At 67.7% G+C, this 24227-nt stretch carries 15 protein-coding genes; 6 read left to right on the top strand and 9 right to left on the bottom strand.

What is annotated here, in order from left to right; translation table 11 throughout:
* Positions 1-45 precede the first annotated feature (45 nt).
* Positions 46-3477, top strand: coding sequence for an arabinosyltransferase domain-containing protein (locus ACSVDM_RS15155; RefSeq protein ID WP_439265631.1), 3432 nt, complete (start codon positions 46-48; stop codon positions 3475-3477).
* A gap of 152 nt (positions 3478-3629) precedes the next feature.
* Positions 3630-3791 carry a hypothetical protein gene (locus ACSVDM_RS15150; RefSeq protein WP_157101793.1) on the top strand — a complete coding sequence of 54 codons (162 nt, stop codon included), beginning with the start codon at positions 3630-3632 and terminating at the stop codon, positions 3789-3791.
* Positions 3792-3862: 71 nt separating this feature from the next.
* On the opposite strand, the gene ACSVDM_RS15145 is transcribed toward ACSVDM_RS15150, so the two are convergent.
* Together ACSVDM_RS15145 and ACSVDM_RS15140 are read right to left on the bottom strand one after the other, a co-directional pair.
* Positions 3863-7195, bottom strand: a complete 3333-nt coding sequence (locus ACSVDM_RS15145) for an arabinosyltransferase domain-containing protein (RefSeq protein ID WP_439265629.1) — start codon at positions 7193-7195, stop codon at positions 3863-3865.
* 471 nt (positions 7196-7666) lie between these two features.
* Positions 7667-7969 (bottom strand): hypothetical protein, encoded by a 303-nt coding sequence (locus tag ACSVDM_RS15140; protein ID WP_245655374.1) that lies wholly within the window; start codon positions 7967-7969, stop codon positions 7667-7669.
* Here ACSVDM_RS15140 and ACSVDM_RS15135 point away from each other — a divergent pair.
* The 4 genes from ACSVDM_RS15135 to ACSVDM_RS15120 all read left to right on the top strand — a co-directional run bounded on the left by ACSVDM_RS15135 (position 7959) and on the right by ACSVDM_RS15120 (position 10492).
* Entirely contained in the window at positions 7959-8297 is a 339-nt protein-coding gene (locus tag ACSVDM_RS15135; protein ID WP_245655373.1) for a hypothetical protein, read from the top strand. The genes ACSVDM_RS15140 and ACSVDM_RS15135 overlap by 11 nt on opposite strands.
* Before the next feature lie 188 nt (positions 8298-8485).
* Positions 8486-8983, top strand: a complete 498-nt coding sequence (locus ACSVDM_RS15130; protein WP_439265626.1) for a peptidylprolyl isomerase — start codon at positions 8486-8488, stop codon at positions 8981-8983.
* Between the two features lie 106 nt (positions 8984-9089).
* Positions 9090-9587: a hypothetical protein gene (locus tag ACSVDM_RS15125; protein WP_439265625.1), complete on the top strand. Its 498-nt coding sequence runs from the start codon at positions 9090-9092 to the stop codon at positions 9585-9587.
* A gap of 50 nt (positions 9588-9637) precedes the next feature.
* Positions 9638-10492, top strand: a complete 855-nt coding sequence (locus ACSVDM_RS15120) for a hypothetical protein (RefSeq protein ID WP_439265623.1) — start codon at positions 9638-9640, stop codon at positions 10490-10492.
* A gap of 56 nt (positions 10493-10548) precedes the next feature.
* Here the strand turns inward: ACSVDM_RS15120 and ACSVDM_RS15115 are convergent, their stop codons facing one another.
* From ACSVDM_RS15115 to ACSVDM_RS15085, 7 genes are all read right to left on the bottom strand, one after another.
* Positions 10549-12093 carry an acyl-CoA carboxylase subunit beta gene (locus ACSVDM_RS15115; RefSeq protein WP_067494870.1) on the bottom strand — a complete coding sequence of 515 codons (1545 nt, stop codon included), beginning with the start codon at positions 12091-12093 and terminating at the stop codon, positions 10549-10551.
* Between the two features lie 5 nt (positions 12094-12098).
* Positions 12099-17303 carry a polyketide synthase Pks13 gene (pks13, locus tag ACSVDM_RS15110; RefSeq protein WP_439265621.1) on the bottom strand — a complete coding sequence of 1735 codons (5205 nt, stop codon included), beginning with the start codon at positions 17301-17303 and terminating at the stop codon, positions 12099-12101.
* Between the two features lie 94 nt (positions 17304-17397).
* The gene (gene fadD32 / locus ACSVDM_RS15105) at positions 17398-19311 is read right to left on the bottom strand and encodes a long-chain-fatty-acid--AMP ligase FadD32 (RefSeq protein WP_439265620.1); all 1914 of its coding nucleotides are present in this window, start codon (positions 19309-19311) and stop codon (positions 17398-17400) included.
* A 213-nt stretch (positions 19312-19524) separates the two neighbouring features.
* Complete coding sequence (locus tag ACSVDM_RS15100; protein WP_067494879.1) at positions 19525-20544, bottom strand: LLM class F420-dependent oxidoreductase; 1020 nt, start codon at positions 20542-20544, stop codon at positions 19525-19527.
* Positions 20545-20697: 153 nt separating this feature from the next.
* Positions 20698-21687, bottom strand: a complete 990-nt coding sequence (locus ACSVDM_RS15095) for a cutinase family protein (protein WP_067640242.1) — start codon at positions 21685-21687, stop codon at positions 20698-20700.
* Positions 21687-22190: a DUF732 domain-containing protein gene (locus tag ACSVDM_RS15090; RefSeq protein ID WP_067494883.1), complete on the bottom strand. Its 504-nt coding sequence runs from the start codon at positions 22188-22190 to the stop codon at positions 21687-21689. Before ACSVDM_RS15090 ends, ACSVDM_RS15095 begins: the two co-directional genes overlap by 1 nt.
* 113 nt (positions 22191-22303) lie before the next feature.
* Positions 22304-24070, bottom strand: coding sequence for an alpha/beta hydrolase-fold protein (locus ACSVDM_RS15085; protein ID WP_439265786.1), 1767 nt, complete (start codon positions 24068-24070; stop codon positions 22304-22306).
* Positions 24071-24227 lie beyond the last annotated feature (157 nt).

The following is a 24227-nucleotide window of genomic DNA, read 5'->3' as shown; positions in this document are numbered from 1 at the left end:
GCGGCGCCCCCGCACGATCGGGTCGGGTGGCTAGCATCAACCCCCGTGCGACCGGACCGATCTGAACGAGCGTTCACCCGATACCGCCTGATCGCCCTCGTCTGTGGGCTGCTCGGGTTCGTGCTTGCCCTGCTCACACCGCTGTTGCCGGTGCGCCAGGACCGCGCGAGCCTCGACTGGCCGCAGGCGGGCGCGACGAATGTGCAAGCACCACTGGTGTCGTATGTGCCCCAGCAGGTGAACGCGCAATTGCCGTGTCCGGTGCTGCGCGGGCTGCCCGGCGGTGATGTGCGCGGCCCGGAGGGCGAGAACCCCACACCGCAGCCGACGACCTTGCTCACCACGATCCCGGCCGAATCCGGGCAGATCACCAAGGGTCTGAGTGTCGTCGCGCGCGAGGGCGTGCTCACGGTGCAGGCCCGCGATGTGCCGATGCTGTCGGCGCCGATCGAGGAGATCGCGAACTGCGACCACATCGCGATCGACTCGACCATCGCCGCGACGACTGTCGAGTTCGTCGGGGTGACGCGGGCCGACGGTAGCCCGTTCCGCAACACCGTCACCGTGGACAAGCGGCCGCAGATCGTCGGGGTGTACACCGATCTCGACGAAACCCAGCTCGCCGGCGCCCGGTTCCACGCCGATATCGACTCCCGCTTCACCTCCACCCCGACGCCGCTGAAACTGGCCGTGATGATCGTGGCCGCGCTCGCCACCCTCGCCGCGCTGGTCGCCCTGCACCTGCTCGACCGCGCCGACGGCCGCCGCGCCCGCCACTTCCTGCCCCGGCACTGGTGGCGCATCACGCCGACCGACGTGGTCGTGGTGGCGACGCTGCTCGGCTGGCATGTGATCGGCGCGAACACCTCCGACGACGGCTACATCCTGAACATGGCGCGCGCCTCCGGCCCGTCGGGCTACATGGCGAACTACTACCGCTGGTTCGGGGTGCCCGAGGCGCCGTTCGGATGGTCCTACGAGCTGCTGGCCTGGATGACGAAGATCTCCGACGCCAGCCCGTGGATGCGGCTGCCCGCCCTCGTCGCTGGCCTGGTGTGCTGGGCGGTGATCAGCCGGGAGGTGCTGCCCCGCCTCGGTGCCCGGGTGCGCCGCGACAAGGTGGCGCTGTGGACGGCGGGCCTGGTCTTCCTCGCCTTCTGGCTCCCCTACGACAACGGTCTTCGCCCCGAACCGCTCATCGCGGCAGGTGCCCTGCTCACCTGGTGCGCCATCGAACGCGCGATCGCCACCGCCCGCCTGCTCCCCGCCGCCCTCGCGATCCTCATCGCCGCGTTCTCCCTCGCCGCAGGACCGACCGGACTCATCTGCATCGCCGCGCTCATCGCAGGCACGCGACCGGTCATGCAGATCATCATCAAACGCGCCCAAGGTCTACGTCCTCGCGAAATCGCCGCTGACAGAGACGGACTCGATGCTGCCGCCGAGGACAGCACAGCCGGTGCACCCGCCCCGACAGAAGCGCCGATCACCGATGGCAAGCTCGGGGCCCGGAGCACAGCCGACGGCGCCCACGCATCGGGTCGACTTTCCCTGGCCACCAAGATCTTCCGCTACGCCGCCCTCCTGGCACCGGGCATAGCCGCAGGCACCCTGGTCCTCATCGTCGTCTTCGCCGACCAGACCCTGGCGACCGTCATGGAAGCCACCCGCGTGCGCACCCTGGTCGGCCCCAACGCGGCGTGGTTCGACGAACGCACCCGCTGGGATTCGCTGTTCATGCTCTCCCCCGACGGCTCGCTGGCCAGGCGTTTCGGCGTCCTCGTGATGCTGCTGTGCCTGCTGGTGTGCATCCTGCAGGTGTTGCGCAAGGGCCGCATCCCCGGCACCTCGCGCGGTCCGTCGGTGCGCATTCTCGGCATCGTGTTCGGTGCGCTGCTGCTGATGATGTGGACGCCGACCAAGTGGACACACCACTTCGGTGTGTACGCGGGGCTGGCAGGCTCGCTCGCCGCACTGGCCGCTGTCGCAGTGGGGGCCAACGGTATTCGCGCACCTCGCAATCGCGCTCTGTTCACCGCGGCGGTCCTGTTCCTGCTCGCGCTCACGTTCACCGGCTCCAACGGTTGGTGGTACGTGTCCAGCTTCGGGGTGCCGTTCTGGGACAAGGCGCCGATGGTCGCGGGCAAGGGTGTGTCGACGCTGCTGCTCGGGCTCAGCGTGCTCGCCCTGCTCGTCGCCCTGTACTTCCACCTGCGCGACCCGTACCGCAAGCCGTCGCGCCCAGCCCGTTTCGACCGTTTCGCCACCATGCCGTTGACGATCGCGGCCGCACTGCTCGTGGCGTTCGAGGTGGCGTCGATGCTGAAGGGCGCGGTCACGCAGTACCCGGCCTATTCGATCGCCAAGTCGAATATCGAATCGCTGCAGGGCAATACGTGTGCCCTGGCCAACGACGTACTGGTGGAGACGAATACGGCCGATTCCCTGCTCACCCCGATCACCGGCACCCCCGCCGACGGGCTGAGCACCGAATCGGTGGCCTTCACCCCGAACGGTGTGGCCGCCGACCTCACCGCCGACGCCGACGAGACCGTGGTCGGCGGGGCCAACTCCGTCGACAAGGACTCGGCCAACAAGACGACCAACACCACCGGCGCGGGTACCGGCGGCGGCACGAGCACCGAGGCGGGCATCAACGGCAGCACCGTCGCCCTGCCGTTCGGCCTCGACCCGGCCCGCACGCCGGTGCTCGGCTCCTACCAGGACGGTGTGCAGCAGCAGGCGAAGCTGACCTCGCAGTGGTACGGCGCCGATGTCGACGCCGTGCGCGACGATCCCGCCTACCAGGCGCTGGTAGTCACCGCCGCGGGCCGCATCCGCTACGTCGACAACGACGGCGTCGTGCACTACGGCCAAGACCTGGTCGTCGAGTACGGCACCCGCGCCGACGACGGATCGGTACAGGTCACCGGCTCGATCCAGCCGCTCGACATCGGCCCGTCGCCGTCGTGGCGCAACCTGCGCGTGCCGCTGGACCGCCTGCCCGCGGGCGTGAACGCGGTGCGCCTGGTCGCCACCGACAACGACATCACCCAGAAGCAGTGGCTCGCGGTGACCCCGCCGCGCCTGCCGAAACTGGCCTCCCTCGACTCGGTGGTCGGGCACACCGACCCTGTGCTGCTGGACTGGCACGTCGGCCTGGCGTTCCCGTGTCAGCGCCCGTTCGAGCACCACGACGGTGTCGCCGAGGCGCCGAAGTGGCGGATCCTGCCCGACCGGGTGGGTTCGGACGCGGCCAACGCCTGGCAGGACGACATCGGCGGCGGCCCGCTCGGGTGGACAGGTCTGCTGATGAAGGCCGAGACTGTGCCCACCTACCTGGATCGTGATCTCGGTCGCGACTGGGGCTCGCTGGAGCGGTTCACCCCGTACGAACCGGCGCCGCCCGCCGACATCACGGTGCGCGTGGTAGACCAGTCCGGACGAGCGAAGGAGCCGGACATCCGGGCACGGTAGAGACTGGGGCAGCGCATGGGCAGTGATCGGGCAGTTGCGCTGCTGTTTCACGAAAACCCTAGTGTCACTGGACATTTCGGTTCGGTGAAAGACCCGTTAAGGAGCCGCTCAACTTGGCCCGTTCTCAGGTTTGGGCACGTACCCTGGTGGGTATGACAGGAGCCTTCGATGACATGGACCTGCGGGATCTCGTCGACCTGCTCAGCGACGACGAGAAGAAGGAACTACGACCTGCCGTGATGCGGGTGCTGGAAAGACTGCCCTCCCAGGAGGTATTACGCCGCGACCTCAACCGTCGCTTGCTCAACGTCTGACCTTCCACACACGGCATACAAACCGAAGGCGGGGACCACGATGGTGGTCCCCGCCTTCACGCTTTCCCGCCTCAGAACACCCGCAGCGGTCCCGGGCTCCAGAACCCGTCGCGACCGGTCGTCGCGGTCTCGAGCTGGGCCGGTTCGGCCTGGATGTGCTGGTCGTAGCGTTCCAGCGAGCCCCAGTCGCGGGCCCAGTCGTCCTTCAGATACGTGGGGATCGTCACCCGGGCGGCCAGCATCTGCGCGAAGCCGAGCGGGCCACCGAACTCCTGGGCCTGCCAGGTATCGGTCGAGGAGATCGCCAGCGGGCGGTCGGGCAGGATGCGGTAGTTGGGCACCTCCGCCACGCCGTTCTCGTGCGAGAACGGACGCTGGCACGGGAACTGCAGGCCCACGGCCCAGTCGAGCAGCACCGGCTGGGTGCGGCCGATGAAGCTGTCGAGGCTCTGCAGCTCGGGCACACGCGGCGGGGTGAACGCCAGCCACTGGTCACCGATCAGAATCGGGTCGTTGGCCAGGATGCGCACGGCGTTCGCCTCGGGAGCCAGCTCGGCCAGCGGCACCCGCAGGTTGCGCCACGACGGCGCCGGACCGATATCGCGCGGCTGGTAGGTGCCGAGCGGGGTGACGCTGCCGTCGGGGTTGCGCGTGCCGTACTCCACGAGCAGCGACTGGCCGTACTTGTCGGCGCCGGTGTCGTCCTTGGAGGCGATGCGACCGGCCGCGCTGATGACGATCAGCGGTGACTCCTCGGTGCGCGCCGGCAACCCGTACCAGGACGACTCGAGACGGGCGCGCTGCTGCATGCCCTCCTGATAGGAGCCGAGCACCGGCGTCTGCGCGGGATCGAGACCGAACGGCAGGGCGACGGTCGACCCGTTGACGCCACGCGCGCCCTCACCACCACCGGTGCCCGCGCTCTCACCTTCGGCGAAGGCGGCGCCGACCGACTGGTTGCTGGTGTTGCCGGTACCCGGCTTCACCTCGACGGCGTCGGCCGACAGGTCGCTCGGCACGCCGTTGGGGCTGAACCCTTCGGCCAGCGTGCCGCGCAGCGGGTCGGCGGGGTCGACGAGCGGACGCGACGGGTCGACGATCGGGTCGAGCCTGCCGCTGTTCGGGTCGGCTTCCACCAGCACGTCGCGAGCCAGGCCGCAGCTCTCGCCACCGAGCGCGTCGATGTTGGAGCGGGCGAGCGAGTACGCCGGGTACTGCTGGGTGGCGCCCTTCACCAGCGAGAGCACCTCGAACGCGACCATCAGCCCGACCACGACGGTGAGCGGGATGGCGGCGAACTTCCGAATCCGCCTGCCGCGCTTGGTCTTCGCCGAGGGCTGCGGTTTCACGTAGTCCTCGCGCAGCGCGTACCAGCCGACCAGCGCCAATCCGACGCCGAACAGGATCAGCATCACGGTGTTGGAGTGCACCCCGCGCAGCGAGATGGTCTTGTCGAACCACGGCACGCCGTAGCTGGACACGTACCAGTACCCGTTGATGCCCGAGAACGACAGCGCGAGCACGAACAGCAGACCGGCGAGGAAGATCGCCCGGTTCTTGCGTGAACGCAACGCGCTCTGCGATACGGCCACCGCCGTCACCGCGGCCAGCGATCCGGCGATGCCCGCGTACGCGCCGAAGTGGTGGGTCCACTTCGTCGGGTTGAACATCATGAAGAAGATCGTCCCGAACACCACGGCCATCAAACGCCAGGTCGGACCCGACGCGATACCGGGCACCTGACGGCGGCGCAGCAGCACCAGCAGCGTCGTGAACAGGCACAGCAGCATCACCAGGAAGGCGAAGCGGCGGGCCAGCGAGCCGTCGACGGTCTCGACGAACATGTAGTAGTAGCGCAGGTAGTCCTCGTACCAGGCCAGGTTCGGGCCGGTGGCCTGACGCACCCGGTTGGCCTCCTGGATGCCGGCGAAGGTCTGGTCGCTGTAGACCACGGTGAGCACGAGCAGGCCCGCCGAGGCGATCGGCGCGAGCAGCGCGGCCGTGCCGAACTGGCGATGACGGCGCACGATGATCCGCACCAGCGGCCGGATACCGGCCAGCAGCGCGGCCACACACATCAGGCCGGTCGGGGCGGCGGCCAGCGTGAAGGCGGCGACGAGCACCGCGATCCCGGCGGGCAGCAGCCGGCCGGTGGCGATGGCGCGTTCGATCGAGACCCAGGTGAGCAGCGCGCCGAGCGCGACGATCGGCTCCGAGCGCAGGCCGTTGTCGAAGGGCAGCCAGAAGGCGAGGAACACCAGACCACCGGTCCACAGCGCCACCTGGCTGCGCTTGACCGCGTTGCCGAGACGGGGCACCACCTCGCGGCTGATGACCATCCAGCACAGGATCGCGCAGATCAGCGCCGGGACGCGCACCCACGGGCTGGCCGTGGAGATCTCGGCGAACACCTGGATGACGTAGTAGTACCAGCCGAACGGCGCCTCCGGCACGCCGTACCAGCGGAAGTAGTTGGCCATGTAGCCCGCTTCGGGCGCCACCCGGACCATCGAGAGGATGTAGCCGTCGTCGGAGGTGTTGGCGCCGACGAAATGCCACACGAGCAGCGTGCCGATCACCGCGCCGTCGGCCCAGGTGGGCTCGAGCCAGTTCTTCGGCAGGAACCGGCGGTGCCCACGCCCGTCGCTGCCGTCGAGCTGGGCGAGCGCACCGAGTGCCAGCAGGGTGCACAGCACGGCCGCGATGATCGCGATGAGTTTCACCGCCGACGGGCTCGACGAGAACCTGGTGTCGATGGTCGAGGTGAGCGAGAGGCCCTGGGGTACTTCGCCTTCCAGGTCGGAGAACACGCCGACGATCTGCGGGCGCAGGTCGCCGCCGAGCTCGCCCTCCACCGGGACGCGCACCGTCTCCGTCGCGCCGGGCTGACCGGGGATCGGCCGCTCGATCTCGGTCGTCAGGCCGTCGAACGAGGCGCGGGTGCGGTGCTGGTCGGAGGCGATGGTGATGGTCGAGCAACCGCCCATCTCCGAACGCGGCGCCGAGGCGACCACCGCGTTGCGGTCGACCACGTCGACGGCGGTGTCGGAGACGCGAACGAACAGCGCCTCGAGCGCGGCGCCGTCGCCCTGGGGCGGTGCGGTGGCCAGCAGCATGCCGCCCTGGGCGGGCAACCGGTCGACCGCGGCACACGGAATGGTGGCGTTGAGGTCGATCGGCACCTGCGACATCAGCGGCGCTTGCAGATTGCCGAGCTTGCCGTTCTGCGGCCAGTTCAGCTGCGCGGTGGTCTGGGTGACCGGCAGGAACGGCGTCGCCACCGCGAACACGGCTCCCAGGAGTCCGGCGATCAGCGCGATCCATCGCGCGATGCGGAAGTCCTTCGCGGAGGCCACCGGTTCTGCGGGTGGCTTGGAGAGAACAGCTGTTGCGGCGTCTGGCACGGTTCGCCATGGTATCTGCTGGGTTGACTCAGCGTTGGTGCGCGCGAGTCAGCGACCGTGGAGTCGCCGGGTCGCCAGTGTGAAGTTCAAGCATTTCATTAGGTTTAACCTGGTAGAGCCCGTGATCCTCCCGCCGGCCCCTCTTGTTTCGCCATGATGCGTATCGGCTATCGATCCAGGTCCGTTCGGAGTGACAGAACTTGACCGAAGAAGGCACAGGAGTTATCCGATGATACCAGCGCGGGTTCTCGGTGTTGATAAAAAGTGCGGTAACTGTTACACGCGGTAACGTCAGTGCATTCTAAGGCCGGAATCGGCGCATACGCACCTTTTCCACGAAAGTTTCCGCACGAAATCGTCGCGATGAATCGAGCGCTGTAAACAATTCCCATTCGTACTCTTGAACGTGACAGCTTTCATCCCGAAAGTCTGTCGGCTTCACCTAGGAGTACGCATGAGCCATACCAATTTCTATACGCGTGCAGCCCTGGCTTCCGTGAGTTGTGCGGCAGCCGCAATTGCCTTCGGAATAGGGCCGGCGCACGCCGCCGGATCCACCACCGTTTCGCCCGCCGGGGCGAATGTGTCGGCAACCAATTCGGGGACGGTGAAGTTCGTGGCGGGCAGCGTCACGGTGACCTGCACGACCTCGAGCACCACCGGCGCGGTACCCGCCGCGCCGAACAACTCGAACCCGAGCGGGCCGGTGACGGTTCCGATCGCGGCACCGAGCATCACCGGGTGCACCACGAGCATGTGGGGTGTGAGCGCCACCGTCACCACCAGCGGCAGCTGGGCGATCACCGGCCAGAACGGCTCGCCCATCACGGGCAGCCTGGTGATTCCCACCGGTGGCGCGGTGATCAAGACCTCCGGTCTCGCCACCTGCACCGCCGTTGTCGCCCCCACGGCACCGGCGAATGTGGCCGGCTCGTGGACCAACGGGTCGCCCTCGACGGTGTCGCTGAACAACGCCTCGGCGCCCATCAAGGTGACCGGTGGATTCGGCTGCCCGACCAGCTCGACCACCGGAACGGTGACGGCCACCTACAAGGTGAACAACACCACCGACCCGTCCACGCCGATTACCGTCGGCCCCTGATAACGGGTCTTTTTCACGGGTTTTGTCGCGGTGACGGGTAACGCGACGAAGTCACCGCGAATCGGGTGAAGCACACCGGTGTGCGAAATCGGCCCGCGTGCGTTCGGGTGCGCACGCGGGCCTCCGACATTTCCGCCGCAGCGGACCCCGATCACTTCCGCACCCCTTCCGTCCCTAGACTCGACCGCATGACCAAGGTGAATCTCGTAACAAACTTCGGACCGATCGTGCTCGAGTTGGACGACCAGGCCGCGCCGAACACGGTCGCCAACTTCGTGAACTACGTGAACTCCGGCCATTACAACGGCACCGTGTTCCACCGCGTCATCCCCGGTTTCATGGTGCAGGGCGGCGGCTTCGAGCCCGGCCTGAAGCAGAAGCCCACCCAGGCGCCCATCCAGAACGAAGCAACCAACGGCCTCAAGAACGACAAGTACACCGTCGCGATGGCCCGCACCAACGACCCCCACTCGGCCACCGCCCAGTTCTTCATCAACGTCTCCGACAACGCCTTCCTCAACCACACGGCCCCCCAGGGCCAGGGCTGGGGCTACGCCGTGTTCGGCAAGGTCGCCGAGGGCACCGAGGTAGTCGACAAGATCGCCGCCGTCCCCACCGGCAACGCGGGCCCCCACCAGGACGTCCCCCGCGACGACGTCATCATCGAATCCGCAACCGTCGCCTGATTTCCGACGCTTGCCCGGGCCGCCACCTTCCTTTCGGTGGCGGCCCGTTTTTCGAACCTCGGACCGGCCGAATGCGGCCGCAACACACGCGGTATGGTGCCAAGACTTGTCAAAGTTCTTGGGGGAACACGTGAAAGACCTCATCTATTCTGCGCTGGGCGTTGTGTTCGGCGGTTTTCTCGTCTTCGGTGGGATCGTCACTCACAACAGTGGCGCCGACTGCGACGGCACGGCCATGTCGGCCGGCCAGACCTGCGTGACGACCAGCAAAGGCTCGTCGGTGGAGCGCAACGCCGCCGAACAAGAGGCACAGAACAAACGCACCGGGTGGATGCTGATGGGCGGTGGGGCGGTGATGAGCGTCGGCTGCGCATTTTGGCTGCGAAGCAATCTCCGGTCGCGCCGGGCACGCCGCACCGCCACCGCACCGCAGGGTTACGCCCCCGCCGCCCAGCCCGGCGCACAGGGCCAGTGGCCGACACCCGCCCCACAACCCCAGGGCCAGTGGCCACACGGCGGTCCCGCCTACGGCGCACCCACTTACCCGCCGCAACATTCGCAGAATAACCCGCAGGGCACCTACAACCCGAACTACCGACGGTAATCGGGCACACCCCGTGCCCCCTCGCTGTTCGATGGCCGGAGTCTCGAAAAGTGAAGCGTAAGTGGGTGTTCTCGCTCGCCTGCACAGTGGGGTTGGTTGCCTTGTGCGCGGTGATCGCGCTGGGCATGTGGCGGAGTGGGGATAGTGTCGCGCGGGCTGTTTCGAAGTATGTGGGGTGCTTCGGGATCAGCATCCTATTCGTGGTGGTGTTGGCGGTGCGTGGCCGAATTCCTGGTCGGGCGGCGGTGCGTGTGCGGTCGATCGAGGGTAGTTCGATAACCGTCGTGCCGGGTTCGGGCTCGTATTTCTGGTTGTTCCAGGGATTTTGGGGATGCCTCGCCATTCTCGGCATCGGCGCCGCGGTGGAAATCGGCGTCGGTTCCTGGCGTACCCACTACCCGCTGGCGCTGATCCTGGGCGGGATGGGGGTGGCTGCCGCCTCCGTGCCCGCATTGGCGCTGGCGGGGAGGCTGCGACCGGGATCGCTCAGGCTCGGGCCGGACGAGATCGTGCATCGCGGATTCAGTTCGCGGACACGGCTGGCGTGGGCCGATGTGGTGCGGGTGAGCACTTCGTACGATCAGGTGCCGGTGATCGAAATAGCGGGTCCGCATGCCGCGAGCTGGACATTCGATTTCACGATCCCGAAAATCGGCATAGGCGGAAAGTCCGTGCGCATCTGGTCGTTGGACCGAGACCCATATCCCGGCCGGATGCGCCTCGAATGCCCCCGCTTCGATACCGACCCGATCACCCTGTACCGATATCTCGCCTATTACACGGCAAATCCTTCAGCACGACGCGAATTGGGGTCGAACGCGTCGATCGAACGGTGGCACGCTGTGTGCAGTGAAGTCGGATACTCAGTGGAAGATCGAGTTTTCGCGCCGATCGAATCGGACTGACAGCAGACGAAAGCGGGCCGCTCGGAGTATTCCGAAGCGGCCCGTTTCAGGTGCTTTTACAAAGGCAATACGTGGTGTTTGCGGGGGTTGCGCTGGAGTTTCTTGTCCTGGAGGAGTTTCAGGGCTCGGCGGAGTTCCAGGCGGGTGGTGGCGGGTTCGATTACCGCGTCGATGAAGCCGCGTTCGGCGGCTACCCAGGGGGTGGCGATGTTGGCGTTGTAGAAGTCGATCAGGTTTTGGCGGATGGCGGCGCGCTGGTCTTCGGGGGCGGCGGCGATCTGGGCGGCGCCGAGGAGGCTGACGGCGCCCTCGGCGCCCATCACGGCGAGGCGGGCGGTCGGCCAGGCGAGGTTGATGTCGGCGCCGAGCTGCTTGGAGCCCATCACCGCGTAGCCGCCGCCGTAGGACTTGCGGACCACCAGGGTGATCTTGGGGACCGAGGCTTCCACGTAGGAGAACAGGAAGCGGCCGCCGCGCTTGATGACGCCGACCTTCTCCTGTTCCACGCCGGGCAGGAAGCCGGGGGTGTCGACGACGAAGATCAGCGGGATCTCGAAGGCGTCGCACAGGCGCACGAAGTGCGAGGCCTTGTCCGAGGCGCGCGCGTCCAGGGCGCCGGCCGAGGCCAGCGGCTGATTGGCGACCACACCGACGCTGCGGCCGTCGACCCTGGCGAAACCGGTGATGATGTTGGGGCCGGTGCCCGCGCTGATCTCCTTGAACTCACCGTCGTCGAAGATGCGCAGCAGGATGTCGTACATGTCGTAGCCGGCGTTGTCGGAATCCGGCATGATCGTGTTCAGCTCACGATCGGAGTCGGTGATCTCGGGCTCGATGCCCGGGTTCACGACCGGCGGAAGCTCCTGGCAGCTGCTCGGCATGTAGGCCAGGTACTCGCGCACCCACTGGAACGCGGCGGCCTCGTCGACGGCAACGTGGTGGATGTTGCCGTACTCGGCCTGCGTCTTCGCACCGCCGAGCTCCTCGAGGCTCACGTCCTCGCCGGTGACCTCTTTGATGATCTTCGGACCGGTGACGAACATGTGCGCCGACTCGGTCGCCACCACCACATCGGTGCAGATCGGCTGGTACACCGCGCCACCGGCGCAGTTGCCGAGGATCACCGACACCAGCGGCACCATGCCCGACAGCGGCTCCACATTGGTCGCCATCCACGCGTACCAGGCCAGCGAGCTGATGGCCTCCTGCACGCGCGCGCCACCGGAATCGTTGATGCCGACCAGCGGGATACCGACCTTGGCGGCGTACTGCATGATCCCGCACAGCTTGCGGCCGAACGCCTCACCCACCGAACCGCCGTACACGGTCTGGTCGTGCGAGAACACCGCGACCGGACGGCCGTCGACCTGTCCGTGGCCGACGACGACACCGTCGCCGTAGAGGGCGGTCGGGTCGCCGGGCTTACGGACCAGCGCACCGATCTCGACGAAGGTGCCCGGATCCATCAGCATGTTGATCCGGTCGCGGGCACTCGGAATGCCCTTACGCGCCCGCTTTTCGATACCCTTCGCGCCCGCGGGCTCTTTGGCGAGCTCGAGCCGCTGGTTCAGATCGGCAAGCTTTTCGGCGGTCGTGCTCAACTAACTCAATCTCCCTTTGCGGAAATCGCGGCCAGCTTGGCGGCGAGGTCGGCACCGATCTGGCCGATCCGCGGTTCGTCGACAATCTGCAGGTGGTCGCCCGGAATATGGACGATCTCCAGGTTGGGAATGTATTCGTCCCAGCCGCCGTTGGGGCGGCGGTCAGCAAAACGAGGCTCGAGCTGGATCATGCCGTCGTGGTAGCGGTCGGCCAGGTACAGCACCGCGTCACCGTCGTACCGAGACGGCTGTGCCTTGGCAAGGTGACGGCTCTCGATCCACGAGGTGCGCTGGTGCTCGAGCACGCCACCGGGAATCTTCGCGCCGGTGAGTTTCACCAGGCTGGCCACGATGTCGTACTGCTCCTCATCGCTGGCCGCTGCCAGTTGCTGCAGCTCCTCGTCGGGCAGTTCACCGTCGACGCCATAGGTCGACTTCGCGAACTGCTGGTAACGCTTGATGCGGCGCATCCGCTCCTCGGAGCTGTTGTCTTCGTCCTGAACCGGCAACGCCAGGTCGATCAGACCGACGACACGCACATCGGCGCCCTCTTCACGCAGGAGCTGAGCGACCTGCAGCGACAACACCGCACCGAGCGACCAGCCGTACAGCACGTACGGGCCGTTGCCCTGGATCTTGCGCAATTCGGGCAGGTACTGACGCGCACGCTCTTCGATGTCGCCTTCGACACGCTCGAAGCCGTACATCGGCGTATCGGCGGGCAGACGCTTCAGCAGCGGCTCGTAGACCAGTGTGTTGCCACCCGACGGATGGAAAACGAAGACCGGCACAGCATCCGAACCATCGGCGCGCGGACGCAGCGGACGCACGAAGCCATCCACTTCGGTGCTGCTGTCCTGCAGATTCCGCACGATCTCGGCGAGCTGCTCGATGGTTTCGCAATCGAGCACATCGTCGACCGTCACCTCGGCCTTGACCCGCTCCGAGAGCCGGGCCGCCATCTTCTCGGCCACGTCCTCTTCGAGAATCGGCAGGGTGTTGTAGACACCGCCGGGCGACGTGCCGGTGACCACGGCCCACGTGGCGTACGCGAGGCGCTCGGCAGCGTCACGTGGCGGAACGTTGTCCTCATCCGCACTCGCGTCGGCGAAGTAGTCGATATCGGCGACGGCGTCCGAAACCGGCTCGGCCACCGCACCATTGGTGGCAGCACCGGTCGCGGCATCCGCCCTGGTGGCAGTGCCCGCGTCAGCACCTGCGGTCGAAACCGATTCGGCGACACCGTTTTCCGACGGCAACTCAGCACCAGCAGCCTTGGCCGCGGCCAACGGATCATCCCCCGCGGCGATAGCGGCCCGAGCCGCCTCGACGAAGTTCGCGTCGACCCCGAGCTCCACATCCTCGCCCGCGGCCCGCGCGGCGGCCTGCTTCTCCGCCATCGCCGCGACCTCGTCGCGGTGCTCGATCGCGTAGCGCAGCACCTTGGCCACCTCGTGCAGGCTGGCGTCGCGCACGGCCGACACCTGCAACTGCGGGATGTCGAACTCGTATTCCACGCGGTTCTTGATGCGCATGGCCATCAGCGAGTCGAGGCCGAGTTCCATCAGCGGAATCTCCATGGGGAGGTCCTCGACGGCGTAACCCATGGACTCGGCGACGATCACGCACAGTCGCTGTTCGACGGTCTCGCTGCCGTTGGGGTCCCAGCGGTCGCTGGTGGCGACGGCGATCTCGGCGGCGGAAGGTTCAGCAGCCGGAACCGCGACGGGCGCAACCGGTTCCGGCAGGGCCGCACCGGAGGTGACGACCGCGTCGAACAGCAGGGTGAACCCGACCGGCGTCTTGGCGTGCACCTGCACCGACGCCCCACCGAGGTGCGGGGTGAGGGTGGTGGTGAGGGTGCCGGTGGTCGGCAGCTCGGCGTGCGGGTGCGTCACTGTGACGGCGACATCGGAAAGCACCTGCGCGGCAGCGGCCTTCACCAGGGCGGTGAGGTCGCCGACGGAGGCCGCCTGGACCTCCCAGGCGTGACGGCCGTCGGGCATCGCGACGTGCGCGCCGGGCACGCGGGTGTTGCCCGAACCCGAGGACATCGTGACCTTGGGCCAGTACTCCTTGCGCACGAACGCGGTACGCGGGATATCCGCGTAATCACCTTCGGGCAGCAGCGAACTCAGGTTCACCGCATGACCGTGCACGTAGAGCTGGGCGAGCGCGCCGATGACACCGGCCGACTCGTCCTCCTTGCGCTTGAGCGTCGGGATGAGCTGCGCGTCGTGCACACCGGCCGCGAAGGTGGTGCCCAGAACCTGCATCAGCGCAACGGAATTCGGCGCCAGCTCGAGGAACGTGGTGTGCCCGGTGTCGACGGCGGCCTTGACCGCGTTGGTGAAGTACACGCTGTGGCGCATGTTCTTCACCCAGTACGGCTCGTCGTGGATCGGGTCGGTGCCGGGCTTGAAGTACAGGCCCTCGTGCACGGTCGAGTACAGGCCGACCTTCAGCGACGTGGGCTCGATACCGGCGAGTTCGGCGGCGAGTTCGCCGAGCAGCGGATCCATCTGGGAGGTGTGGCCGGCGCCGCGGGTAGGCAGGATGCGGGCGAACTTGCCCATGCCCTCCACCTCGGCGACGATCTGCTCCACCTGATCGCGCGGACCACCGATGACGGTGTTCGTCGGCGCCGCGTACACCGCGCATTCCACATCGGGGAAGCGCGGCAGCAGCTGGGCCACGTCGTGGGCGCTGAGTTCGACCAGTGCCATATTGCGCACGTCGTCCTCGGTGATCATCTGCTCGCCCTCGCCCATCAGGCGCGAGCGGGCGCAGATCACGCGCACCGCGTCCTCGATCGACAGACCGCCCGCGATGTAGGCACCGGCGACCTCACCCATCGAATGACCGACCACCGCGGCGGGTTCCGCGCCGTGTGCGCGCAGCACGGCGGCCAGGCCGAGCTGGATGGTGAAGATACCGACCTGGCAGGTGCCGACGTCGTAGTCCTGCTCGTCGTCGAGGAACATCTCGCGAATCGAGTAGCCGGCCTCGTCCTGCACCAGCTCGTCGACCTCGTCGACCGTCTTACGGAAGATCGAGTTCTCGGTGTAGAGCTGCTTGGCCATCTTGCGGTGCTGGGAGCCGAAACCGGCCATCACCCACACCGGGCCGTTGGACGCGGGCGAGTCGGCGGTGAACACACCGGCGCCCGGCTTGCCCTCGGCGATCGCGCGCAGACCGGCCACGGCCTCCTCGTGCGTCTTGGCGACGACGACACCGCGCGAACGCTGGTGGCTGCGCTTGGCCAGCGAACGGGCCACGTCGGCCAGCGGCACATCCTTGCCCGCACCCTCTAGCCAGTCGGCGAGCCGGGCGGCGGCACGCTTGCGGCGCGACGGCAGGTAGGCGGACACGGCGAGGATCACCGGCAGCGGCTCCTCGCGGTCGCCGTCCCACTCGAGCGGGGCCGGTTCGACAGCGGCCTCGGTGATCGCGACAGCCTCGGCGACCACATCGGTGGTCTCCTCACCCTCGACCAGGGCGGCGGCGACCTGCTCGGACGTGACGTCCTCGACGACGGGCTGCGACGGCACGTATTCCTGCAACACCACGTGCGCGTTGGTGCCACCGAAACCGAAACCGGAGATACCGACGGTGGCGACACCGCTGTAGCGCGGGAACTCGGTCGGCTCGTCGACGACCTTGAGGTTGGCCTGCTCGAACGGGATGTACGGGCTCGGGCCCGCGTAGTTGATGTTCGGCGGAATCACGTTGTGCTGGAACGACATCAGCACCTTGGCCAGCGCGGGCACGCCCGCACCGGATTCGAGGTGGCCGAAGTTGGTCTTCACCGAACCGAGCAGGGCGGGCTTGTCTGCCTCGCGGCCACGGCCGATGACGCGGGCCAGGGCGTCGGCCTCGATCGGGTCGCCGATGGGGGTGCCGGTGCCGTGCGCCTCGATGTAGTCGACCGAGGAGGGGGCGATGCGCGCGTCGCGGTAGGCGGCACGCAGCACGTCGACCTGGGCGTCGGGGTTGGGGGCGAACAGGCCGTTGGAACGGCCGTCGGAGTTCACGGCCGAACCCTTGATCACGCCGAGGATGTTGTCGCCGTCGCGTTCGGCGTCGACGAGGCGCTTGAGCACGACAAGGCCCGCGCCCTCGGAACGGACCATGCCGTCGGCGTCGGAGGAGAACGCCTTGATGTGCCCGTCCTTGGCGACCGCACCGTTCTGGTCGAAACCGAGCGTGATCACCGGGGCCAGGATCATGTTCACGCCGCCGGCGAGCGCCACGTCGGCCTCGCCGTCACGCAGCGCGCGCACCGCCTGGTGCACCGCGACGATGGTCGAGGAGCAGGCGGTGTCGACGGTGATCGAGGGGCCGCGGAAGTCGAAGAAGTACGAGACACGGTTCGCGATCACACCGGTCGACGCGCCGAGCAGGGCATAACCCTCGGCCGACACCGGCAGATCCGGATCACGGTCACCCAGACCCAGCGAGGCGAGCAGCTGGAAGTCGCTGGTCGAGGAGCCGACGAACACGCCGACCTTGCCGCCCTTGAGGTCACTGGCCGGAATGCGCGCGTGCTCGAGCGCCTCCCAGGTGAGCTCCATCATCAGCCGCTGCTGCGGGTCGACCCGCTCCACCTCGACCGGCGACATCGCGAAGAACTCCGCGTCGAAGCCCTTCACCACGTCCTGGTCCAGGTAGCCGCCGAGGGTGTTGCCCGCCTCGATGGCCGCCGCGACCGACGGGTCGGCGCGGAACTCGTCCCAGCGGCCCTCGGGCAGCTCACGGATCGCGTCGCCGCGGCCCATGATGAATTCCCAGGTCGACTCGGGAGTGTCGCCCGCGCCCGGCAGCCGCGTCGACAGGCCGACCACGGCGATGTCGTGCGCCTCACCGGGGGTGAAGCTCGCGGTGTACTCGTCGGCCGACTCCTCGACCTCCTCCGGCTCACCGTTGACGATGATCTCGGCCAGCGACGCGATGGTCGGGTGCTGGTAGATCACCGTGGGAGCCAGCGAAACGCCGGTGCGGTCCTCGATGTCGCCACCGAGGGCCAGCGCGTCGCGCGAGGCAAGCCCGAACTCCTCCATCGGCCGGTCGACGGTGATCGCGTCGATCGACTGGCCGGTCGCCTCGGCGACCCAGCGGCGCAGCCAGTCACGCAGCTCGGCGACCGAGAGTTCGGTCTGCTCCGCGGGGAGGTCGGGGTTCTGGGTGGGCGTGCCCTCGTTGTCAGCCATCAATTCCTCAAGCTACCTGTCTGCGTACAGGGCGCGCCGTGGATTGACGCCCGGTGTGGTCGCACCGGGCGTCAGCTCCGAGCCGGTCGGCCGATTACTCTTCCGGTGCATCGGGGAAAGCCTGCTGGGTGTAACCACCGCGCAGCGTTCCCTCGAGGTAGGCGGCCTTGCAGGCGCGCCGGGCGATCTTGCCGCTGGACGTACGCGGAATGGAACCCGCGGGCACGAGCAGCACGTCACGCGCGGTGACGCCGTGGCGCTGCGAGATCGCCGCGCGCACCGCGTCGGCGATCGGGCCCGGGTCGGCCTTACCGGCGCCGGGACCGCGTTCGGCCACGATCACCAGCTGCTCGGACGCGTCGTCGGCGTCGAACTTCAGGCCCGAGTGGCTGTCAGCGGCGAATACTTCGGCGGGCAGCTGGTTGGCGGGCACCGCGAAGGCGGCGACGAAACCGGGACGCAGCGCCGTCGAGGCCTCCTGGGCGGAGTACTCGAGGTCCTGCGGGTAGTGGTTACGTCCGTCGACGATCACCAGGTCCTTCACGCGACCGGTGATGTACAGCTCGCCCTCGAAGTACACGCCGTAGTCGCCGGTGCGCATCCAGTCGGCACCGGGCTCGGCGCCCTCGGTGTGCCCACCCGGCTGCGCTTCGGCGATCTTGTTGCGGAACGTCTTGGCCGACTCGTCGGGGCGACCCCAGTAGCCGATGCCCATGTTCTTGCCGTGCAGCCAGATCTCGCCGACCCGGCCGTCGGGCAGCTCACGGCCGCCCTTGGGATCGTCGATCGACTCCGGGTCGATGATCGCGGCCCACTGCGACAACCCGACGTAACCGCAGGAGACCTGCGCGATGGCGTTCGGCGCGGTCGGCTCGACCCGAACCATCCGGCCCGCGTTCAGCTCGTCACGGTCGACGTAGATGTACTTGGCCTCGTCCTCGGCCTTGGTCGCCGAGACGAACAGCGTCGCCTCCGCCATGCCATAGCAGGGCTTGATGGCCGTCTTGGGCAGACCGAACGGCGCGAACGCCTCGTTGAACTTCTTCATCGAGGACACCGTCACCGGCTCGGACCCGTTGATCAGGCCGATCACGTTCGACAGGTCCAGCGACTCGCCCGCCTTCGGCACACCACGCGCGGCGGCATGCTCGAACGCGAAGTTCGGCGCGGCCGCGAAGGTACCGGCACCGTCGGAGACGGCGGCCAGCTCGTTGATCCAGCGCGACGGGCGGCGCACGAACGCGCTCGGCGACATGATGGTGATGAACTTGCCGCCGACGGCGGGCAGGATCACGGTCAGCAGGCCCATGTCGTGGAACAGCGGGAGCCAGGTGACACCACGCGAGTTCTCGTTCATGTTCAGCGAGTTGATCATCTGCAGCAGGTTCGTCCCGACCGCGCGGTGCGTGATCTCCACGCCGGCGGGGGTGCGGGTGGAACCCGAGGTGTACTGCAGGTAGGCGATGTCGTCGATCGCGGTGTCGGGGCGGACCCACGAGTCACCGAGGGTGTCGGGGATCGCGTCGACGGCGATGATGCGCGGGCGCTGAGCGGCGGGCAGCGAACGGAAGAACTGGCGCACGCCTGCCGCCGAGGAGGTAGCGGTGAGGATCGCCGACGGCTCGCAGTCGCCGAGCACGGCATGCAGCCGGTCGGTGTGGCCGGGTTCGTCCGGATCGAACAGCGGCACCGAGATGGTGCCCGCGTAGATCGCAGCGAAGAAGGAGATCACGTAGTCCAGGCCCTGCGGCGCGAGGATCGCGACCCGGTCGCCCGGGTTGGTCACCTGTTGCAGGCGAGCGGCCACCGCGCGCAGCCGAACTCCGAACTCCTGCCAGGTCAGCTCGTGCACCTCGCCGTCGCGTTCCCGCGAATAGTCGATGTAGCGGTACGCGAGCGTGTTCGCATCGTTACGGGTGTGCTTCTCGACGTGATCGACCAGGGTCCGACCCTCGGGAATAACGATGTTCCCGGTCTCGTCCAGGTAGTCGTCGAAAGTCTCTTCCATTCCTTCTTCTCCTCCGAGGCCGAGTCACCGGTGAATTCGTCCAACGCATTTCGACGTTGACGCCGGTGCGGCCACGACTCGCTATCGCCACCGGCCCCCGGAGCACGCCGGAGCATGCATCCTGACAACCTGCGGATTTTCGAGCGGTCTGCGCGGTAGACCGCTATCGGCTAGATGTTCTCAAACCAGAGTCATGTTACAGAGAACCCCCGCTCAGTCCTCCCGCAGCAGCGGAATGACAGGCGCGAACGCGTCCATCTGGGTGGGGAAGATGCCGACATACGACATCGACGTGAGTTCGCGCACACGCTTGATCTGTTCGGCGATTTCCTCGAACGTACCGATCGCGACGTAGGGCGAGTTCAGAATATCTTCCACCGAGAGTTCCACGTCGACCTCGAGGTCCGGGTGCAGGCCGCGATCGATCGCGCGCAGCGCCATCTCGGCGGTCTTCTCCCGGTCGTCGGTGATGACGATGGCGGTGATGGCCCAGTTCAGTTCGATGTCGGCGAACCGGTCACCGGCAGCGGCCTTGACGATGTTGACCTTCTCGATCGTCTTCTCGAGCGTGATGCCCGAGAGCAGGCCCTTGCCGTTCTTGGTCGTCTGCGGCACCACCGAGACGATGTCGGCGTGCTTGGCCGCCAGGGCGAGCATCTTCGGACCGCCACCACCGGTACACAGCGGCGGACGCGGGCCCTGCCGCGGGCGCGGCGTGCCCTTGATGCCGCGCACCTGGTAGTGCTTGCCCTCGAAGTTGCATTCCTGGCCGCGCAGCAGCGTGTCGAGAATCGTCAGCGACTCGTCGAGCTTCTCCAGGCGCACGCCCGGACGCTCGTACGGGATGCCCGCGTTCTCGAACTCTTCCTTGATCCAGCCCGCGCCGACGCCGACTTCCAGCCTGCCCTTGGACAGCACGTCGATGGTCGCCAGGTCCTTGGCGAGCACGACGGGATGGCGGAATCCGTTGGCCAGCACCGAGGTGCCGAGCCGGATCTTGCTCGTGGCCTGCGTGAGTGCGCCCAGCGCGGCGATCGGGCCGATCTGGTCACCCAGGTGATCGGGCACGACGAACGTGTCGTAACCCATCTCCTCGGCTTCCTGTGCCGTCTGGACGAACTTGCGCGCGCCACCCTCCTGCTTGTTGCCCTCGCCCGCCGCGGCGAAACGGAACGGACGCAGCGGCGTACCCAGCGCGGTCAACTCACCGACGGGTGCCCCAGCTTCGGTCATGAACTCTTCGCTCCTGGCTCTCCGGTGTGTTCGGGCGCAATCACCAGCGCACTTTACAGCGTGCGAGCGAACAGTACTGCGGATGTCACAGCGAGGCATGAACCACGCCAAACATGGCGGCCCTGTGACTGTGACAACCTCGTCTTGCGAAACTCAGGAATGCGGTGGATGGGGGGCGTTCTGGATGAGCTCGCTCGCCCAGTTGACCGTCCACTGGGTGGCCGTGGTGCCCTGCCCGTCGACGGTATTGCTCGCGTAGAGCGCGTGCACCGGGTTGCCCGCCGATCGGATCAGCGCAGCGAGACTGCCCAGCGCGTTCACCGGATTGAGCGCTTCGCGCGGCGCGTCGCAGATCATGTCGCCGGGGGCGCAGATGGAGAACACCTTCGGTGCCAGCTCGCCGAAACCACCCTCACGCGGGCCGGTCATCGTGATTCCCGGCACGTTCACCCCCCGCAACGCGACTTCGGCACCCTCGCCCGCAGGCGGTGGGTCGCCGATCTCGGTCGGCTGGCCGGGGCCGGTGTTCGCGGTGCGACGGCCGTCGGCGATCACGGTGACGCCGAGTACCCGGTCGGCGGGGATCGGGCCGTTGCCCGCGCCGATCTGGGCGGCCACGTCACCGGCGATCACCGCGCCCTGGGAGAACCCGGCGATCACGTAGGTGGTGAGCGGGCACTGCTGATGACGCTGAGCCAGGATGTCGGTGGCCCGCGCGGTGCCCTCGGTGCGGCTGTTGTTGTAGGAGGCCTGACCGTCGGGCGGGATGGCGATGGGGTTCGAGAACTGTGCCACGTAGGGCACGGTGTACACCTCGAGCCGGTTCTCCGGGAACTGCGCGCGCAGCGGATTGGTGATGCTGAGCATCAGCGAGATCGGATTGGCCGTCGGGTTGTACGGGTCGTCGTTGCTGGCCGACTCCCAGGTACCGGGAATCGACAGCAACATCACATCGGGACAGTCCGCCGACTGCGATGTCGGTGGCGGGGGCCCGGGCGGCGTCGGCCCCGGCTCACGCAACCGGCCCGCGAGCAGGTACCACAGCAGCACGATGACGATGATCGCCAGGACGAGCAGCGCGAGTACCGTCAGACACCCCGCAGGCCAGAACCTGCGGGTACGTCGCGTCGGTCGGGGATTCATCAGCAGTAGGTGGAGTTCGCGGCCGCGATGTAGATCTCGGCGGCCTTGTTGACGTCCATCTTGGCCGGGTCGAACGCGGCGTCGGTGCCCGCCATCGCGGCGACGAAGGTGGCGATGTCGGCGTCACTCGCGCCGGTGCTCTTCGCCGAGCAGATGTAGGTGGCCGCGGTGATCGCGCTGGTCTGGTCGGCCGGATGGATGCCGTTCTTGCCGAGCTCGTCGAGGAACGCCTTGTCCTTACCGGTGGCCGGGGTCTCCTCGACGGTCGGCGCGACCTGCGGCTGCTCGGGAGCCGAGGTCTCGGACTCCGGCGCCGCCGAGGTGGTGTCCTCGGCCGCCGAGGTGGCGGGAGCCTGCGTGGTCGCCGACGCGGCGGCGCTCGCACTCGACGAAAGGGTCGGTGTCTGCGAGGCGGTCGAGTCGTTGTCGCCGCAGGCGGACAGCAGGGCGACGGCCGCGAGGGCCGCGACCGATCCGGCTACCTTGCCAGGGATCCGATGCATGAAGATGTCTTTCCTCGATCGTTAGTCAGGGGAGCGGTCGCTGCCAAGGCTAGCCGGACACACGGGTGGTCCGGGCGCCCCGGCACGAACCTCAGCGAGTTCTCAGCCCGAGCTCACACACCGTGCACTTCGGATCTGCCGTCACGCACCACGATGAACCCGGTCTGAAAATTCTGCTGCACACCACCCGGAACGGTGAACTCGTCGCTCACCGGATACCCCAGACGGCCGTTCTCGAAGCCCTGTGCGGCCCAGGCGTCGGCCAGCGGGCCCGGTCGCACCGCGAAGGCACCCGAGAGCGGGCTCCAGTAGATGGTGCCGCCCTCGAACCGGGTGGCCCGGCCGAAGTCCTTCAGCGGCAGCTCACCCGACACCGGGAACCCCAGGGGGCTGTTCTCGAATCCGAGCTGGGCGTACTTGTCGAGGATGAAGCCCTCCACGCGGTGCGCGCCGGTGGCGGCGCTGTGGAACATGGTGCCGTGTTCGAAGGCCTGCACCGCGCCGTCGCGGCTGGGCGTGCGCGCCTCGGCGGCCAGCGGGTAGCCCGCGGGCCCACCCTCGAAGCCCTGCCTGCCCCATTCCTCGAGGAAGGCGCCGCGCACCACCTGCGCGCCGGTCTGCGGCGACCAGTAGATCGAGCCGCCCTCGAAGGTCTGCATGCGGCCACGCCCGTCGGGCAGGCCGTGCTCGTCGCCGGTCGGCAGGCCCAACGGTGAAGCGGCACCGCCGATTCCGGCATATGTGCCGCCGATCCGGCCACCGACGGCGTGGGTGCCGGTCGCGGCCGAATGGAACACCCGGCCGTTCATGAAGTCCTGTACCACCCCGGCGCCCGCCGCGTACTCCCCTGTGACGCACCCGCCGAGCCAATTCGCCACCTGCACAACCGAACCGATCGCCCCGCCCGCCGCGCACTGCGCCCCACCGGGCTCCGTGCCCAGCGCGGCCGCGGCTTGCGGCCACGACTGACGCATCTCGAAATCCCAGTACGGCCACGAATGTGTGCCCGCCGGACGGTAATTCGCCTGCACCGGGATCGCGAGCTTCTCCAGCTTGGTCACGAAATTCTGGGTCGACAGACGCGAGAGGATCTCCAGCCCGGTGCCCGCCCAGTTCTCGCTCAGCAGCGGGATCTCGCCCGCCTGATCATGGCTGCCCGCCAGCCCGCTGCCGCTCGAGACGTACATGCTCACGCCTTTGAGCTTCTCCGCGAGCAGATACGGGTCGTGGGCGGCCCACTCCGGGCTGCCGGGCGGACCCCACATGGCCGACGACTCGAACCCGCCCGCGTCGCGGACCGCGAATTCGATCGCCTGCGGCATACCGAGCGTCGTCGTGGTGAGCAGGCCCGAGTACGAGGCCACGTACTTCATCAGGCCGGGATTGCGGCCCGCCAGGTTCATCGCGGCCGTGCCACCCATCGAAAGGCCCTGGACGCCACGCACATCCGTCGTGCGCCAATCACGTTCGAGCACCGGCGGGAGTTCCTTGGTGAGGAAGGTCTCCCACTTGTACACATGACCGTTGTTGGGCTCGAGCCAATCGGAGTAGAAGCTGGACTGGCCGCCCACCGGCAGCACCACGTTCACGTTCTTGTCGGCGTAGAAGCCTTCGGCGTCGGCGTCTTTGGTCCAGCCGTTCTCGTCGTCCTGGGCGCGCAGGCCGTCGAGCATCAGCATCATCGGGAACGCGGCGTCGGGCCGGGCGTGCCAGTCGCGGGCCAGCAGCATCTGCACCTGGATGGGGGTGTTCATGGCGGGCGAGAAGACCGTCAAGGCCACCCGTCGGTCCGTCAGCCACTCCACCCGTTGCACCGACGCCACCGCGGCCTGCGCGGGCGTGGGAACGGTGAGTGCCGGACCGAGCAGGGCGGCGGTCATGGCCGCGATTCCGAGGATCCGCCGAATCGGCGCCCGGAGACGATGTTTCTGCAACACGCGCGACCTCCTATCCCCACCCTGGGACACAGCCTCCGTCACGTTGTACCGCAGTACCGGCCGATAACCGGGGAAGACACGCGAAGCGCCCGCACAGCAA

The organism is Nocardia sp. JW2 (genome assembly GCF_051843015.1).
Taxonomy (GTDB): Bacteria; Actinomycetota; Actinomycetes; order Mycobacteriales; family Mycobacteriaceae; genus Nocardia; species Nocardia coubleae.
This window is presented reverse-complemented; position numbering and strand designations above follow the sequence as displayed.

Excerpts from the sequence above, each read along its gene's own strand:
- ACSVDM_RS15150 (WP_157101793.1), top strand. The coding sequence starts at position 3,630 with ATGACAGGAGCCTTCGATGACATGGACCTGCGGGATCTCGTCGACCTG.
- ACSVDM_RS15130 (WP_439265626.1), top strand. The coding sequence starts at position 8,486 with ATGACCAAGGTGAATCTCGTAACAAACTTCGGACCGATCGTGCTCGAG.
- pks13 (WP_439265621.1), bottom strand. The coding sequence starts at position 17,303 with ATGGCTGACAACGAGGGCACGCCCACCCAGAACCCCGACCTCCCCGCG.
- fadD32 (WP_439265620.1), bottom strand. The coding sequence starts at position 19,311 with ATGGAAGAGACTTTCGACGACTACCTGGACGAGACCGGGAACATCGTT.
- ACSVDM_RS15100 (WP_067494879.1), bottom strand. The coding sequence starts at position 20,544 with ATGACCGAAGCTGGGGCACCCGTCGGTGAGTTGACCGCGCTGGGTACG.
- ACSVDM_RS15095 (WP_067640242.1), bottom strand. The coding sequence starts at position 21,687 with ATGAATCCCCGACCGACGCGACGTACCCGCAGGTTCTGGCCTGCGGGG.
- ACSVDM_RS15090 (WP_067494883.1), bottom strand. The coding sequence starts at position 22,190 with ATGCATCGGATCCCTGGCAAGGTAGCCGGATCGGTCGCGGCCCTCGCG.
- ACSVDM_RS15085 (WP_439265786.1), bottom strand. The coding sequence starts at position 24,070 with ATGACCGCCGCCCTGCTCGGTCCGGCACTCACCGTTCCCACGCCCGCG.